This window comes from Ignavibacteria bacterium (assembly GCA_041649015.1).
Classification (GTDB): Bacteria; Bacteroidota; Ignavibacteria; order Tepidaquicellales; family Tepidaquicellaceae; genus CAIKZJ01.
Genome location: JBAZNU010000001.1, coordinates 504,578 through 519,329, shown reverse-complemented (window position 1 = coordinate 519,329; position 14,752 = coordinate 504,578). Strand labels below are relative to the sequence as shown.

Annotated in this window: 16 protein-coding genes and 1 pseudogene; 9 read left to right on the top strand and 8 right to left on the bottom strand. The window is 37.7% G+C overall.

Going from position 1 to position 14,752, the window contains the following annotated elements; all coding sequences use genetic code 11:
* Positions 1-44: 44 nt before the first annotated feature.
* Positions 45-839 carry a DUF4440 domain-containing protein gene (locus WC644_02260; protein MFA5010753.1) on the top strand — a complete coding sequence of 265 codons (795 nt, stop codon included), beginning with the start codon at positions 45-47 and terminating at the stop codon, positions 837-839.
* Positions 840-898: 59 nt separating this feature from the next.
* Here WC644_02260 and WC644_02255 read toward each other — a convergent pair whose 3' ends face one another.
* From WC644_02255 to WC644_02230, 6 genes are all read right to left on the bottom strand, one after another.
* Positions 899-1,861, bottom strand: coding sequence for a prenyltransferase (locus tag WC644_02255; GenBank protein MFA5010752.1), 963 nt, complete (start codon positions 1,859-1,861; stop codon positions 899-901).
* 47 nt (positions 1,862-1,908) lie between these two features.
* The gene (locus WC644_02250) at positions 1,909-2,517 is read right to left on the bottom strand and encodes a type II CAAX endopeptidase family protein (GenBank protein ID MFA5010751.1); all 609 of its coding nucleotides are present in this window, start codon (positions 2,515-2,517) and stop codon (positions 1,909-1,911) included.
* Between the two features lie 150 nt (positions 2,518-2,667).
* Positions 2,668-3,810: an alanine racemase gene (gene alr / locus WC644_02245; GenBank protein ID MFA5010750.1), complete on the bottom strand. Its 1,143-nt coding sequence runs from the start codon at positions 3,808-3,810 to the stop codon at positions 2,668-2,670.
* Positions 3,811-4,148: 338 nt separating this feature from the next.
* Positions 4,149-5,282, bottom strand: coding sequence for a lipocalin-like domain-containing protein (locus WC644_02240; GenBank protein ID MFA5010749.1), 1,134 nt, complete (start codon positions 5,280-5,282; stop codon positions 4,149-4,151).
* Positions 5,283-5,287: 5 nt separating this feature from the next.
* A complete protein-coding gene (locus WC644_02235; protein ID MFA5010748.1) occupies positions 5,288-7,816 on the bottom strand; it encodes an FtsX-like permease family protein in 2,529 nt (842 codons plus the stop codon).
* Positions 7,817-7,822: 6 nt separating this feature from the next.
* Positions 7,823-8,479 (bottom strand): ABC transporter ATP-binding protein, encoded by a 657-nt coding sequence (locus WC644_02230; GenBank protein ID MFA5010747.1) that lies wholly within the window; start codon positions 8,477-8,479, stop codon positions 7,823-7,825.
* A gap of 130 nt (positions 8,480-8,609) precedes the next feature.
* On the opposite strand from WC644_02230, the gene WC644_02225 reads away from it, so the two are divergent.
* Positions 8,610-9,665, top strand: coding sequence for a T9SS type A sorting domain-containing protein (locus WC644_02225; protein MFA5010746.1), 1,056 nt, complete (start codon positions 8,610-8,612; stop codon positions 9,663-9,665).
* A 71-nt stretch (positions 9,666-9,736) separates the two neighbouring features.
* On the opposite strand, the gene WC644_02220 is transcribed toward WC644_02225, so the two are convergent.
* Positions 9,737-10,204, bottom strand: a complete 468-nt coding sequence (locus WC644_02220; protein ID MFA5010745.1) for a TspO/MBR family protein — start codon at positions 10,202-10,204, stop codon at positions 9,737-9,739.
* A gap of 535 nt (positions 10,205-10,739) precedes the next feature.
* Here WC644_02220 and WC644_02215 point away from each other — a divergent pair.
* The 7 genes and pseudogenes from WC644_02215 to WC644_02185 all read left to right on the top strand — a co-directional run bounded on the left by WC644_02215 (position 10,740) and on the right by WC644_02185 (position 14,237).
* Positions 10,740-11,126 carry a DoxX family protein gene (locus WC644_02215; protein ID MFA5010744.1) on the top strand — a complete coding sequence of 129 codons (387 nt, stop codon included), beginning with the start codon at positions 10,740-10,742 and terminating at the stop codon, positions 11,124-11,126.
* Positions 11,117-11,890 carry a sulfite exporter TauE/SafE family protein gene (locus tag WC644_02210; protein MFA5010743.1) on the top strand — a complete coding sequence of 258 codons (774 nt, stop codon included), beginning with the start codon at positions 11,117-11,119 and terminating at the stop codon, positions 11,888-11,890. The genes WC644_02215 and WC644_02210 overlap by 10 nt, the downstream gene beginning before the upstream one ends.
* 228 nt (positions 11,891-12,118) lie before the next feature.
* Positions 12,119-12,745, top strand: coding sequence for a hypothetical protein (locus WC644_02205; protein MFA5010742.1), 627 nt, complete (start codon positions 12,119-12,121; stop codon positions 12,743-12,745).
* Between the two features lie 26 nt (positions 12,746-12,771).
* A pseudogene (locus WC644_02200) lies at positions 12,772-13,146 on the top strand (DUF1801 domain-containing protein).
* Positions 13,129-13,572: a DUF1801 domain-containing protein gene (locus WC644_02195; protein ID MFA5010741.1), complete on the top strand. Its 444-nt coding sequence runs from the start codon at positions 13,129-13,131 to the stop codon at positions 13,570-13,572. The pseudogene WC644_02200 and the gene WC644_02195 overlap by 18 nt, the downstream one beginning before the upstream one ends.
* A 12-nt stretch (positions 13,573-13,584) precedes the next feature.
* On the top strand, positions 13,585-13,875 hold the full coding sequence (locus WC644_02190; protein MFA5010740.1) for a YdeI/OmpD-associated family protein: 291 nt from the start codon (positions 13,585-13,587) through the stop codon (positions 13,873-13,875).
* Complete coding sequence (locus tag WC644_02185; protein ID MFA5010739.1) at positions 13,872-14,237, top strand: DUF2200 domain-containing protein; 366 nt, start codon at positions 13,872-13,874, stop codon at positions 14,235-14,237. The genes WC644_02190 and WC644_02185 overlap by 4 nt, the downstream gene beginning before the upstream one ends.
* 75 nt (positions 14,238-14,312) lie before the next feature.
* On the opposite strand, the gene WC644_02180 is transcribed toward WC644_02185, so the two are convergent.
* A complete protein-coding gene (locus WC644_02180; GenBank protein MFA5010738.1) occupies positions 14,313-14,732 on the bottom strand; it encodes an RDD family protein in 420 nt (139 codons plus the stop codon).
* Positions 14,733-14,752 lie beyond the last annotated feature (20 nt).

The window sequence follows — 14,752 nt, the reverse complement described above, 5'->3', positions numbered from 1 at the left end:
TATTACATTTCTAAAGTAATCGTTTCTGCTTAATTTTGTAACTGATGATTTGTCCGTATTGCAATAAGGTTATTAAAAATAATGAGGAAAAGACCGTCTGCTTCCGCTGCGAGATTCCTCATCATAAATCTTGCTGGGAAAAGTACCGGGGATGCTCTACCCCCGATTGCTATGAAAATCCTTCAGTAAAATCTAAAGCCGAAAATGTCGGTAATAAAACTTTATCAGAAATTCTTGAAAAAATTAACACGCCGGAAATCCGCTCGATCAATCAAAAACAGGAAATAGTACAGCCTGATAAATCCGAGCCTTTGGAAGAGTTTCAGGAGGAATTTAATACACGTTACAAAGAAAAGCTCGACTTTAAATTCAGAAGAAGAGTTCTTCTCTTCTCAAGCATTGGTGTCCTTTCCGTGCTTTTCATCGTCTCCGCTGTATTTACATATATTAAACTCAACGAATATTATTCTTCCGAAGATTATCCCATCAATCAGTTTATGAGAACATGGGAAACAGCATGGGAAAGCCGAGATATCTTCCGTTATCGCGAACTTCTCGATAAAGATTATCAGTATGTTGATAAAGGCGGAAAAACCGTCTCCTACGATGAACGTATCAAAAGAGTTACAAAATCATTCGAATCCGTTAAAAATATTTCCGTAAAAGTAAACGATGTTAAAATTGAATACGATTCAGTTAACAAAAACTACGTAAACGTTAAATTTAATCAGACCTTTACCGCAGATAAAAAGGAAGAAAAAGGAATTAAAACACTGCGCCTCTTCAAAAGTGAAGAAACCGGCAATCAGTGGCGCGTCTTTCGCGAATACTACGAGTAATAAAAAAGCCGCAGTAATTTACTCTTGCGGCTCTTCTTAATAATTTAAAATCTTTTCTTCTACATAAACAGCGTATATAAAAACGCAATCAGTAATCCAAGATTCAGCATCAATCCAAATTGCATATTGAATTGTGCCGTCATTATATTCAACTTTGTCCCTACTTCCCAGCGGGGTATGTTTTCGTCCGGTATTGTCTTCAGCATCTTAACAAGCTTTAATGCCGTAGGTAGCGTTATCAAATTTAATAACGCAGGCCATGGAAGCAGTCCAAACAATACAAAAAGTATTATCGAAGCGTATGCACCAATTATTAATACATCATACATGTAAATAGACATCTTCTGCCCTATGATTATCGGAATCGTCTTCACGCCGAAAGCCCCGTCAAACTTCATATCGCGGATGTTGTTTGTATGTAGTATCGCGATTATCAGCAGACCTATAGGAGATGAAAGTACTACAGGCCTCCAGTCGAAATGCCCTGTCTGTACTATGTATGCACCAAGCGTCATACCGACTCCAAATGTAAGAAATACCATTAAATCACCCAGCGCTTTATACTTCAATGCAAAAGGATTAGCCGTATAATATATCGCCGCGAAAAGTCCGAATATCATCAGGTATAGTATCCATGGACCTATCATCAGCCATAAATATATTCCTATTATCCCCGATAGTAAAAGCGAACTAAAAGCTATCACCTTCATTTTTTCTACCGATACAAATCCCTTTGAAATTACCATCGAACCGCCGTGCGGAATACCTATTTCGGGATCTTCTTTGTCGATGCCTTTTTTGTAGTCGTAAATATCGTTTATTATGTTTGAACCTACATGCACCGACATCGCCCCTATTAGCGTCAAAGCAAAATACAAAAAGTTGAAGTTTGTCTCTGGCATCAGCAGTACCGAAAGTATTGAACCGTACAATACAGGTATTACCGACGCAGGAAAGGCAAAGGCACGTATTGCCATCATAAATAGTTTAAACCCCTTTGGGGCTTGCATATTTTGTTCCATTATATCTTTAATTATTTACTTAATTTCTTAACAATCTGATGCATTTATTAATTCATTGGGAATATCACAAAAATAAACGGGTCCCAAAGCATGTGCGAAAGCGCCGCTGCCAATATATTGCCTCGCCATATAAATATCAGCCCCCAGTAAACACCTACTAAAAATGAAGCAAGTAAAAGTATCGGATTTCCCGTCGGTATGTGTACCGCAGTGTAAAATACTACAGTTATTATTAACGCAATCCACTTTCCGTGCTTCTCAGCTAAATGCCTCTGTATATACCCCCGCCAGAAATACTCCTCTCCAAAACCTATAGGAAAAAACAACAGCATCGCCACAACCCACTCCGGCAGTTGCTCTTTATTCGCATAAACACTGTTTATGTTATTCGCATGGTCCGGAATTATACCGAATGTATCAAGCACATACCTTCCGAAAAAGAATATTAAGTATAGCAGCGCCGCACTTCCTATGCCTATCGCTATTTCATTAAAATTAAAATACTCTTTCCTGAACTGATCTTTATAATGCAGGTAGGAAATCACCGAAAGAAGTGACGTCGAAAATGCCATCATTACCCAGAAATTGAACGGCTTCAATACAAACATCACAAACCATAATACTGCCGCCAATACAATATATATCAAGTACTTCAAATAGTTCTATTACTTTTTATAATATTATTTTTTAAAACCCTTTGTTTATTAATATCCAATCTTGAAGGAAGTGTAAAATACTAATTACCAAAGTAACAAAAAATCCATACACCTTTTCTAACCTCATAACTCTGTACTAATCCTATATCTTTATACATAAATTCTCTGCACTCTGTCCGCAAACGAACACAGTACTTCATACGGGATTGACTTCGCTATCTTTGCTATCTTATCGGCACCTAGATCGTTCTTGTTCTCTCTGCCTATCAGCAGTACGTCATCACCGGTTCTCACGGTACTTTTCTTTCCAAGATTTACCATTAGCCAGTCCATCGTTATCGTTCCGGCAATCGGAAAGTATTCATTATTTATGCAAACTTTTCCCGCACTCGAAAGCGAACGCCAGTAACCGTCTCCGTAACCTATTGGAATAGAACCAATAAAAGTCTTTTCCTTTGTAAAATATTTTCTCCCGTATGATATGCTTGTGTTTTTATCCAGTCTCTTTATATAAGTGACCTTAGATTTTAAACTCATTATTGGTTTCAGCTCTATCTTGTTCTTAATCTCTTCCGATGGATAGTATCCGTAAAGCAGCAGTCCTGGTCTTACCATATCAAATAATGAGTCCTTAATATCCAGTATCGCTCCGCTGTTTGCCGCATGCACGATAGGGAATTCCATTCCTGCCTTCTTTAGCAAATGAAGCAGCTCCTTGAATTGATTTAGCTGTGTTTTAGCAAATGCTTTGTCGCCGATTTCTGCGGTTGCAAAATGTGTGTAAATTCCCTCTATATCAAGATTCTTGTATGTAAATATCTGTTCAATATTTTTATAAGCTCTCTTCACATCAAATCCTATTCTTCTCATTCCTGTATCTATCTTTATGTGAACCTTGAATTTCTTTTTCAGCCTTCCCGAGTATAAGTCAAGAAATTTTGCCGTGTCAAGCGAAGCAACTGTCGCTATAAGGTTATATTTTAAAAGTTTTGAAACGTATGCCGCCGGCTTTAGTTTAGAGTGTATTAGTGTTCCAAAGACAAGTATGTTTGCATCTGGTATTGTTGTTCTTAATTTTATCGCCTCATCATAGTTTGCTACTCCAAGAAAATCCGCCCCAAGTGATATCAGTTTCTGGCTTATTTCTCTTATTCCGTGTCCGTATGCATTCGCCTTCACAACACCGCAGACCTTTATATCCTTTTTCGGATTTGTTTTGTGTAAGTGCTTCTTTATCTGATTGTAATTGTATTCAAGTTTGTTCAGCGATATTTCTGCTCTTGTAGGATTCAAGTTTTATGTCTTTTCTTATCAGCAATAATTATTATTTCTATATAAACGATTAATAAATTATACAAATAATTTTTAAAGTGGTATGCACTTGCACAATCTTATAGGAAACGAAAAACATCAGTTATTTTCAAATAACACATAAAATAAAACATCATAATTTCCGCCCCTCCCGGGTTTTTTTTCCACTGACATTTTGTCAGTCCCAAAAAAAATACATGCTGGTTTCAGCCTAAACCTGATTGGCTCCTAATTGGCCTCTAATTAGTCTCTAATTGGCCTTTAATTAGTCTCATCCTTTCCTAAAAAAAAATATTGACAAATTTGTCAATTTAGGTTTGCTAATCCTCGTACCCCGTAAGCTCTGTATATCCTCTTCCCGTAATCTTTTCTTTTAAATAAGTCCCCTCAATTATCACAGAACCCTCCCAGTATTTTACGGTAACGTTAAGCTCCTGATTCTTAATCGCGGGTCTTATCGTCAGCGATATATCTCTCGAAGGAATTTTCAGCGTCCACCCTGAAGGATATACTTTTCCCTCTGCATTCTTCCATTCATCTATTACTTTCAGTTCTACTTCGTTTGCTTTAATATTTTCCTTCTTTCCATCTGGAAATACAATCGAACCCTTGCTAGTTTCATCAACACTCCCGTCCTTATTCCTTAGCTGGTAATACATTATTTCTACGTTGTTATCAAGCTGCAGCGAAAACCAGTCCCATCCCTTTTGATAATCTGCTAAAGCACTCGTACTCCACTCCCTGTCTAACCACGAAGAACCCTCAACCTCATTATTCTTTCCTTCAATTTTTATCGAACCCTTCGTCTCTATCCTTGTCGCCGAATAATAATAAGAAGCATTGCCCGCCTCCTTACTCTTCTGGCTTAATCCATTCTGCCCTTGCAATACCATAGGTTTTAAAAGCGATAACTCTAAGTCCAGATTAATATCTTTATCCTTTGCAATAAGTCTTACGTTTGGAAATTCATACTTTCCCATCTCTGTTTCTTTCACCTCCCAGTCCTCAATCCAAACCCTTAAAGGATTTGCCTCTGCACCCGCAAGCCTGTTCCCATCTCTGCTGAACCTTTCAAAATAGTAGAATTTATTATTGTCAATATCCGTCACCGCAAAGTGCCCCATATATATCTGATTCGACCTCCACTTTGAAGCACTATCTGACATCAATGGAGCTATTGCATTCCTGAATATCGTAAACTGATACCCGAATCTCTTTCCTTCCTTTGATGTAAGGTTTCCCGTGAAGTACCACCATTCAGTTCTGAATGTCGGATGCGCACCATTGTCCTTTGGAAATTCAAATTTCTTTTCCTTCATCGCTTTCTCAAATCCCGCTGTATCAGCCGAACCCATAGCGCTTGCAACGCTTTGTTGCTTGCCTTCATACTTCTTTGTTCCGTCAGAGCAGGAGTAAAGCGTTAAACTCAATATTATAATAATTAAAATTCTCATCACTTCTATTCCTCCCTCAATGCCGCAGAAGGCGATATCTTTGAAATCCTGAACCCTGGATAAAGCCCCGCAAGCACTGCCGCTGCTACAGAAAGTATAAGCGCCTCTATAAGTACTCCTACCTCAAGCGATAACTGCATCGTCCACCCGAACGACCTCTTGTTTATTATAAACACAAGTATGTACGCCAGCAATGCACCCAGCGGTAATGCCAGCAATCCGGATATAATCCCCATCAGTATAGATTGCAAAGTCGAGATTTTAAATAATTGAAATGGAAGTAATCCCACAGCCCTTAGCACGCCCATCTCCTTGTTCCGCTCCAGCTGTAGCGCCATAAGTGAACTCAGCACACCCACAAACGCCACAATCACCGCAAGCAGCTGCAACACATTCGCAACTATAAACGTCCTGTCAAATATCTGTATCGAAGATTCCCTTAAAAATTTATTGCTTCTTATTATCAGTTCCACGTCCTTCCCGGCAAACGAATTTACTCTGTTTCTAACCGCATCAGCATCAACCCCGTCTTTTATAAACACAGCCATCCCCGAAAGCCCCGTGCTCTTCCAGTATTTCTGAAACACAAAGTATTCTATACTCACAAAACCCTTGTCCGATGAATAGTCATAATAAATCCCCGCAACCCTGAAATTTCTGTACCCCTCATCTGTTTTAAGTTTTATCGTATCTCCCGTCGAAAGATTATTCTTGTAAGCATACGGCTCTGTCAGTAAAACTTCTCCGTTCCTGAACCTTTCATTCACGTTCTCATCCTCGCTCTTCAGTCTGAAGTCTTTTGCATTAGGGTCTGTAAAACCTGATGCAAGAATATTTATCACATCTCCATCCTGAAACAGTTTAAACTCGCTGTAATAGTTTATATTCTTAACCTCAGCCATATTCATAATACTGTCCTTAATGTAATATGGAATGTATGCCTCATTGCTGTTTGATATTAATGTCGGCGGTGATACGTATAAATCCGCCTTAAGCCCGTTCTCAAGCCATGTTACAACCGTTGACCTGAAACTGCTTATCATCGTCCCGACTCCCACTGTCGCCGCTACCGCTATGCTTAATGAAAATATTGCTGTGTTAGTCCTGCTTATGTTCTGTATTATGCTCCTCGAAGATATCCTCCCTGTTATCCCGAATATCTTTCCCGAAAGGGGAGTCAGTATTTTGTCGGCTATCTTTATCGAAAGAGGTGTAAGAAGTGCAAATCCTATTATTATCGGTAGTACACCGCCGTAACTCAGCCATACGTTCCTTGATGGTAGCGAAAGTATCAGCACCCCTGCCAGCCCCCATAATATTCCATAGACCGCAAAACGGTAAACCTTAGATACCAACCGGACTTCCTGCCCGGACCTTGCCATTGTTACACCCGGCTTCGATTGCGACGCCTCTCTTGCCGGCTTAAGTGCTGAAATTATCGATGCTGCAATCCCGACTACCAGAGTCTTGAGTATTATAAACCATGTAATCTCAATCTCAGTAACCGATACAACAAAATATAAATCGTTTATCGTCCTGCTTATCAATACAAGCAGATTCTTTGAAATCACTATCGCAAGCAAAAATCCCAGCATCGTTCCAATCATCCCTATTAAAAACACTTCGCCTATTATCAGTCTGTAAATCTCATTCTCCGTAACCCCAAGCGAACGGTATATTCCAAGGACCTTCTTCCTTTGTACTACCGAAAACGTCATCGTGTTGTGAATCAAAAACACCCCTACAATCAAAGCCAACATGCTCAGTGCATTAAGGTTCACATTAAAAGCACTAAGCATCTGTTCCGCAATATCTGACCTCGCCGAGGACCTCTGCAATTCAAATCCTTGGGGTAGTAAGTTCTTCACAAATTCCTCAGTCATTTCTTTATCAGTAATTACATCAATCGCATCTATAAACCCAAACTTCCTCGTCATCTCCTGCGCGGTTGCAATATCAGTAATGATTAAATTTTCTAATTGAGAAGGATTCCCGTAATTGCTTATCAATCCCGCAACCACAACCTTCATTTTTTTTCCTCTTACGCTTGCATCTATCGTATCTCCCGCCCGCTTCCTTAAAACTCTTGCATTCTCCTCCGAAAGAACTACTCCATTCTGCGTCACCATAAAATCTTTCAAGCCGCCTTTCAGCTCCGTGCTCGATTCCGAGAGATAATCTCTAAACGGTTTCTCTGCAAAAAGATCAAGCCCCAGCAGCACAAATGTCTTCCTCGTGCTGTCTCCTACAATAATATTGTCCTCAACAACTGGGGCGATATTCTTAAGCCCCTTTTCTATCCTTAAATAATTATAAAGTGAATCCGGTATGCTTCCCGAAGTTGAAATTATTCTGTGAGTTGCCTTTCCCGTAACGGCATTCAGCGACATGTTAAAAGCTTTCGATGTGCTTATATTTGCTATATCTATCGCCGCAATAATAGCAACACCTATCGCAATTCCCAGTATTGAAAGCCCGAACTGAAGTTTGTGTTTGAAGATGTACCGCAAGCTTGACTTATGTATAATTTTCATCGCTTGTTACATTTCCTCAAACTTTCCATCCTTAAGCGTTAACACCCTGTCGGCAAGTCCCATAACCTCTTTGCTGTGTGTCGCCATTATCATTGTCTTTCCCTGTTGCTTTACTATCCTGTCTATTAAATCAATTATTTGTTTACTAGTATCAAAGTCTAAATTCCCCGTCGGCTCGTCTGCAAGTATGAAATCAGGATTGTGTATCAGGGCCCTTGCAATTGCCACGCGCTGCTGCTCGCCTCCCGACAGTATATCGGGATACGCATCTACCCTGTCCGCAAGTCCGACCTCTTCCAGAATTTCTTTCACTCTTTCAAAAGAAATTGAGTTGAGTTCCAGCGGCAGCTTTAGATTTTCAGAAACCGTAAGTGTTGGTATAAGATTAAAAAACTGAAATATAAACCCTATTCTTTTCCTCCTAAAAAGTGTTCTTTCCTTTTCACTCAGTGCTGTCAGATTCATACCTTCAAAATAAATGCTTCCCTTATCAGGCAGGTCTATACCCCCGAGCAGATTCAGCAGCGTTGACTTTCCCGAACCGCTTTTACCGTATAAAATTATTATTTCACCTTTGTTAATATCAAGGTTTACTTCAGAGAGGATTTTGTGGAACATCTTTCCTTCGTAGTATCCTTTACTTACGTTCTCAAGTTTTATCATATAATGTGTTAATTTGTTACATCTTTATAAACACTTTACTGTCGTGAATAATTTCTGTCTATGTAACCTTTTGATTTTAAGTATTGTTTTATTTGAATAAACATACAATATTTGACTAAATTTAATTATTATGAAGAAGATATTAATACTCTTATTACTATTAATTAGCGCCGGTGCTTATGCACAGAATGCGTCCACATATTTTCCTGCTTCAACTGGATATAAATGGTATTATAAAAACACCCCCTTGGACTCGCTTAACAACCCAATGACAAATCTTGCTACATACAGAATAGATTCATTTGCAGTTGTGCAGAATTACCTCGGTAAACTTGCTAGCATCGTTCAGAAAAAAGATTTTTTAACGTCCTTCAACCAGAATACTCCATATAATGATACTGCTCATTACAATTTTGATGGAACAAATGGCTGGGAGTATTTATTTGCTTCCCTCGATACAAATATTATTCCTTTCCCTGGTATTGGAGGTTTCTTTGCAGGGCTTCGTAACTGGTACAGTGTATTCCGTTTTGCTCAAACCGTAAACAGTGAGTATACTCTTATTCAAAAAGATACAACTATTTCATTCGATACTATTTCAGCACCTTTGAGATTTAAGTATAAAGCAAAAAGATTAAATGACCAAACCGTAAACACTGTAAATGGTACTTATGATAATGCTAAAAGATTTGTTACGATAACCGGCTTATACATAAGGGTTCTTATTTTTGAAATTCCAATCGTTGAACGCCCTGATACTACCTGGTTTGCTTCAGGTGTTTGGATGATTAAAAGAGTAACTCCTTCAGTAAACGTTGATTTGAGCGGACTCGGCATACCGCTTTCATTCTCGGTACCGGGAAATAAGTATGAACTTGAAAACCCAACAACAGGGATTCAGAATATTTCTTCTGAAACGCCATACTCATTTTCATTACAGCAAAATTATCCTAACCCATTTAATCCTGTAACCAATATTAAATTCAGTGTTCCAAAATCTTCAGGTGTTAAGATAGCAATTTACGATATTAGCGGAAAAGAAGCTGATGTACTTATTAATGAAAATCTTAACGCTGGTACATATCAAGTCTCTTGGAATGCGGCAAAGTTCTCAAGCGGTACATATTTCTTTAGAATGTTGGCAGAGGGCTTTTCCGAAACAAAACGAATGACACTAATAAAATAATCTTCTTTATAAGTTAAAAACATAAAAGCCGTTTACTACCAAGTAATCGGCTTTATACTTTTTAGTCTTTATTAGTTCAGCATCCATATCTTAAAATTCAAAACACTTGCAAAGCTTACCCATAGCAGGTAGGGTACCATCAGCCATGATGCTGCCTTTGATATCGGATAGTATGTTATTATACACAGTATTATTAAAACCCACAACAAAATTATTTCAAAAAAAGCAAACATCGGATTCTTTAAACCGAAGAATATAATACTCCACATAGCATTTAATACCATCTGTATCGAAAACATTATTGAAGGTATCTTTATGCTGAAGGAATCCGAGCTTCGCCATATGAGAAAAAACGAAATGCCTATCATAAAATATAATGTTATCCATACTGGACCAAATAAATAGTTCGGAGGACTGAATGAGGGTCTGTTCAGCGTAGCATACCATGTTGGTATGCTCTGTATTGTAAACAGCGAGCCGATTACTCCCGCCGTCTGAGTTATAACTATGCTGACTATTAGCTTGAATATATTCTTCATGTATTATGTCCTAGTTGTTGTGTTACTATAAATAACTATTCCAATAACATTTTTCAATAGCTTAATTATTGCTGTTTCACATCAAAATATCTCATTTTAAATTTCTTAAGCTGACAATGATAAAGCTTCTTGTTAATACATACAGTGCCTAAATTTCCCATACCGATCTCATAATACTTTCTTTACTCTCGATATCTGAAAACAAATTTTAAATTGTTTCATCAGATACTCTTGCGGATAAAATCTCACAGACTTTATAGAATAAATTTTCTGCAATTAGTATATTAACTTATCATCAAGAAATATAAAATAAATAAAACAGCACATCTATAGCACTTATTTATAAACCCGCTGTTTGTATAAATAGAAGACAAATAACGGAATATACTTGTTATGAAATATGGATTAATTCTGATGACAAAAATATCATGAAAATCCTGGTTGTTTGGACAGATAAAGTTGTAAATTTCTAAATCAGATTAATGCTTGAAAAATTATTAAAACAAACAGTTCACGAGTAACAATCATAGTACGTATGATTGTTGGTGCTGTATTTTTGTCAGAAGGTATACAGATATTTTTATTACCTGCTGTTCGCGGTGCGGTGCGGTTTGAAAAAATCGGTCTGCCCTCGCCTGAATTCTTAGGAAGCTTTGTCGGCTCTTTTGAAATAATATGTGGCATACTTATTCTGATCGGTTTACTGACTCGGTTTGCAGCTATTCCGCTTTTCATAATTATGCTTGTTGCAATTGTAACAACAAAAGCTGACCTGTTGGCCGAGAAAGGATTTTGGGAAATGATGCACGGCAGCAGAACAGATTGGTCGATGTTGCTCGGAAGTATTTTTCTGCTGATTAAAAGCGGCGGCTATTGGTCGATTGATAACAAATTAAATAGCACAAAATTTATATGGAAATAATTATCATTTCATCGGTAGCTTTTGTAGTTGCTATTCTTACCTTCTTTTCGGGTTTCGGTCTTGGCACAATTCTTACACCCGTATTTATGGTTTTCTTTCCTGTTGAAGTGGCAATCGCCTTGACGGGTATGGTTCATTTCTTCAACAATATTTTTAAACTGTTTCTGGTTGGACGCAATGCGGATAAAGATGTTTTGTTGCGCTTTGGAATTCCTGCAATTATTTCCGCAATAATCGGCTCATGGGTTTTATTGAATATAACAGACCTGCAGCCTTTGTTTTCGTATGAAGCATTCGGAAATCACATAGAAGTTTATCCTGTAAAATTTATTATTTCCATCTTGCTTATCATTTTTGCATGCATAGATCTTATACCATTTTTCAATACACTGCAATTCGGAAAGGAAAAGTTGCCAATTGGCGGAGCGTTAAGCGGATTCTTTGGAGGTCTTTCGGGTAATCAAGGGGCGTTGCGAAGTGCATTCTTAATTAAAGCAGGTCTTTCAAAGGAAGCATTTGTTGCCACCGCAGTTGTTGTTTCAATCTTCGTGGACTTCACGCGTCTGAGTATTTATGCAGCAGGGTTTTTAAAGTCGGGTCTGACCGATAACCTGACTTTAGTAATATGTGCAACGCTTGCAGGCATTGCCGGTGCTTATTTAGGCAATAAACTATTAAAGAAAGTAACCTTAAGGTTCTTGCAGGTCACAGTAGCGGTGATGCTGATAATTATCTCGCTTGCTTTGGGTGCCGGACTTATTTAACGGGCAGATTACAATGGCGGATAGTTACATACCGTTAATAGAAAAAGTTTGTTGTGACGAGTCTCGGCTAATAAAATGTTTTACCCTTGAATGAATATAGCTTTTAAATTGTTATTATTTCATCAAATATTATTTTGTGAAAAATCTCTAAAATCGCATATGTAATTTGTTGAATTTAACCATTCGAATATATCCATCATATATTGATTTCCTAAATAAACAAAATAGATGATTAAAAAACACTCAGTATTATTATGTTTGATTATCTCCGTGATATTAATGGCGGTGACAGTCTCGTTCTATCCGGGTGGTTCATTACTCGATAAGAATTCAACAGGATTTGACTGGATAAAAAATTTTATGAGTAACTTGTTTGAAAAAAAAGCTTTAAATGGTGCGGAGAACTCGTATAGAATTTATGCAATCATTGGTATGGCATTCCACTCTGTCGCTTATGGTTTGTTTTTTCTCAACATGTCAAAAAAGATGTCTTCCGCCAGTGCTGCGACAGTCTTAAAAATTGTTGGGATTGCAAATATTCTATTCAACTTCCTTATTGCAACACATCTTCACGATTTAATGATTACAATATCCAGCACATTATCCTTGCTTGGATTGTATTATATAACGTTTTATATTCTAAAGACAAAACTTCAATTATTGAAATTCTGCTGCGTCATTTGTATGTTAACTTTTTACTATACTTTATTCTTATACGGTGCAGGAGATTGGGGCTTGTTGGCTGTGATGCAGAAAATTGCCTTGATCAGTTCAATGTTGTTAATCTTAGGGCTCGAGTATCTTACTAAAAAGGAGGACTTTAAACAAATTGTTCCGGATACACAAAATGTTTAACCGACTGTAAAAATAAAAATTGAAATATGAATAAAAGCAACTTAAAATTTAAAGACATTGACGGGTATCACTCATCATGTCCTTCCAAAATTCAAAAAATCCTTCAGCAGCTTCGACAGGCAATTAAGCAAGCCGCACCAAAAGCTACGGAAACTATCAGCTATGGCATGCCTGCATTCCGCCAAAACAAAACCTTGGTTTACTATGCCGCTCATAAAGAACATATCGGCTTTTATCCAACTCCTAAACCGATTGTTCATTTTAAAAAAGAACTTGAAAATTATAACACTTCAAAAGGGGCAATTCAGTTTCCAATTGAAAAATCCCTGCCCTTGGCATTGATAAAAAAGATAGTAAAGTATAGGGTCGAAGAAGACAGGAAAATATCCCAACCCAAATCCAATAAAAACCCGAACAAAATTAATACTCAAAATTTCAGCAAAGACATTCTTTCTTACCACGCCAAACAAACTTCCACCGATAAAAGCATCTGTGATTTACTCCTTCAGGTAATATGTAACACTTTACCTGAAGCAGAATACAAAATCTGGCACGGGCATCCCGTTTGGTTTTTAGAAGGCAATCCCATAGTGGGATACAGTAAAGAGAAACGGGGATTGAGATTAATGTTTTGGAGCGGTGCAACATTTAATGAACATGGATTGGGCGTGCGTGGCGGAAAATTTAAAGATGCCTCAGTTTTCTACAGCGACGTTTTAGATATTAACACCAAAGACCTGAAACGCTGGCTTAAAAAATCCAAAGAAATTCAGTGGGACTATAAAAACATTGTTAAACGAAAAGGCGTTTTGATGCGGCTTAAATAAAAGCTAAATAAAATGACAAAGACAATAACAGCCGATGGCATTCTGCACGAAGTGCCAAATGATATGAAAAAAGCATTGAAAAATGATCCAGATATTATTGAACGGTGGAACAGACTTACCCCCATTCAGCGTAACGAATGGATTTGCTGGGTTACTATCGTCAAAAAATCTGAAACGAGAAAAGAACATATTTACCGTATGCTTGAAGAATTAAAAGAAGGAAAACGGCAGCCATGTTGCTGGCCCGGCTGTCCGCACCGAAGAGCTTCAGCTCAAAAATGGTTTAAAAATCTTGACAAATGAAAACAACACCGGAACACGATATGCGAATAGCTCAAATGACTTTTGCATCCGTTTATCCGCATTACATCACAAAAGTAGTAAGCAAAGGAAGAACAAAAGAGGAATTACATCAGGTCATTGAATGGCTGACGGGCTTTGATAATAAAAAGCTGCAGGAATTGATTGATGGAAAAGCAACATTTGAAACATTCTTCAGGAAAGCAAAACTAAATCCCAATGCCAAACTGATTTCAGGTGTAATTTGCGGATATCGTATTGAACAAATTGAAAATCCCGTAACAAAACAGGCAAGGTATCTCGACAAGTTAGTGGATGAACTGGCAAAAGGTCGAAAAATGGAAAAGATTTTAAGAACTACCTGATTTTAAAAGCCCGAACAGTAATCCTCAGCTTATAAATGAACTATAAAAAACTCTTTCCTCAATATTCATCACCTCTTACAGGTTCACTACTTTCGTCTTTGAAAGTGAATCATGAAGCCATTTACCGCCGATAAGCAGTATTGGTTCAAATGGTATGACTCTTGAAAATGTTCTTACGAGCATCTGCTGTGTTGTCGGCTTGCCTCCATCAAGCGTTACAACTTTTGTCCTCGTCAACATTTTTCCTACAGTCTGCCCTAATGAATTTTCGAGCCCGTAGAAATATGTGAAAATAATCAGCATGTCCAGTACCTTCATCAGACCGAGGAACGAAAATATGCTGCTCGAATAAATTACAGTGTTAAATATTACAATCAAAAATATAACAACAGCTATATCTATAATAAGATTTAACAGCCTTTTCCCCGCATCTGCCTCAACCATCGGTGTAGTTATGCTGCCCTTTGTGTCTATGTATAAATTAGTCTCTTCCATAATATTCCTTTTATTATTTA

What these genes read in the sequence shown, in the direction of transcription:
- WC644_02255 (MFA5010752.1), bottom strand. Translation starts at nt 1,861, where the DNA reads ATGGAACAAAATATGCAAGCCCCAAAGGGGTTTAAACTATTTATGATG.
- WC644_02235 (MFA5010748.1), bottom strand. Translation starts at nt 7,816, where the DNA reads ATGAAAATTATACATAAGTCAAGCTTGCGGTACATCTTCAAACACAAA.
- WC644_02190 (MFA5010740.1), top strand. Translation starts at nt 13,585, where the DNA reads ATGACAAAGACAATAACAGCCGATGGCATTCTGCACGAAGTGCCAAAT.
- WC644_02225 (MFA5010746.1), top strand. Translation starts at nt 8,610, where the DNA reads ATGAAGAAGATATTAATACTCTTATTACTATTAATTAGCGCCGGTGCT.
- WC644_02210 (MFA5010743.1), top strand. Translation starts at nt 11,117, where the DNA reads ATGGAAATAATTATCATTTCATCGGTAGCTTTTGTAGTTGCTATTCTT.
- WC644_02230 (MFA5010747.1), bottom strand. Translation starts at nt 8,479, where the DNA reads ATGATAAAACTTGAGAACGTAAGTAAAGGATACTACGAAGGAAAGATG.
- WC644_02180 (MFA5010738.1), bottom strand. Translation starts at nt 14,732, where the DNA reads ATGGAAGAGACTAATTTATACATAGACACAAAGGGCAGCATAACTACA.
- WC644_02240 (MFA5010749.1), bottom strand. Translation starts at nt 5,282, where the DNA reads ATGAGAATTTTAATTATTATAATATTGAGTTTAACGCTTTACTCCTGC.
- WC644_02220 (MFA5010745.1), bottom strand. Translation starts at nt 10,204, where the DNA reads ATGAAGAATATATTCAAGCTAATAGTCAGCATAGTTATAACTCAGACG.
- WC644_02205 (MFA5010742.1), top strand. Translation starts at nt 12,119, where the DNA reads ATGATTAAAAAACACTCAGTATTATTATGTTTGATTATCTCCGTGATA.
- WC644_02185 (MFA5010739.1), top strand. Translation starts at nt 13,872, where the DNA reads ATGAAAACAACACCGGAACACGATATGCGAATAGCTCAAATGACTTTT.
- WC644_02215 (MFA5010744.1), top strand. Translation starts at nt 10,740, where the DNA reads ATGATTGTTGGTGCTGTATTTTTGTCAGAAGGTATACAGATATTTTTA.
- WC644_02260 (MFA5010753.1), top strand. Translation starts at nt 45, where the DNA reads ATGATTTGTCCGTATTGCAATAAGGTTATTAAAAATAATGAGGAAAAG.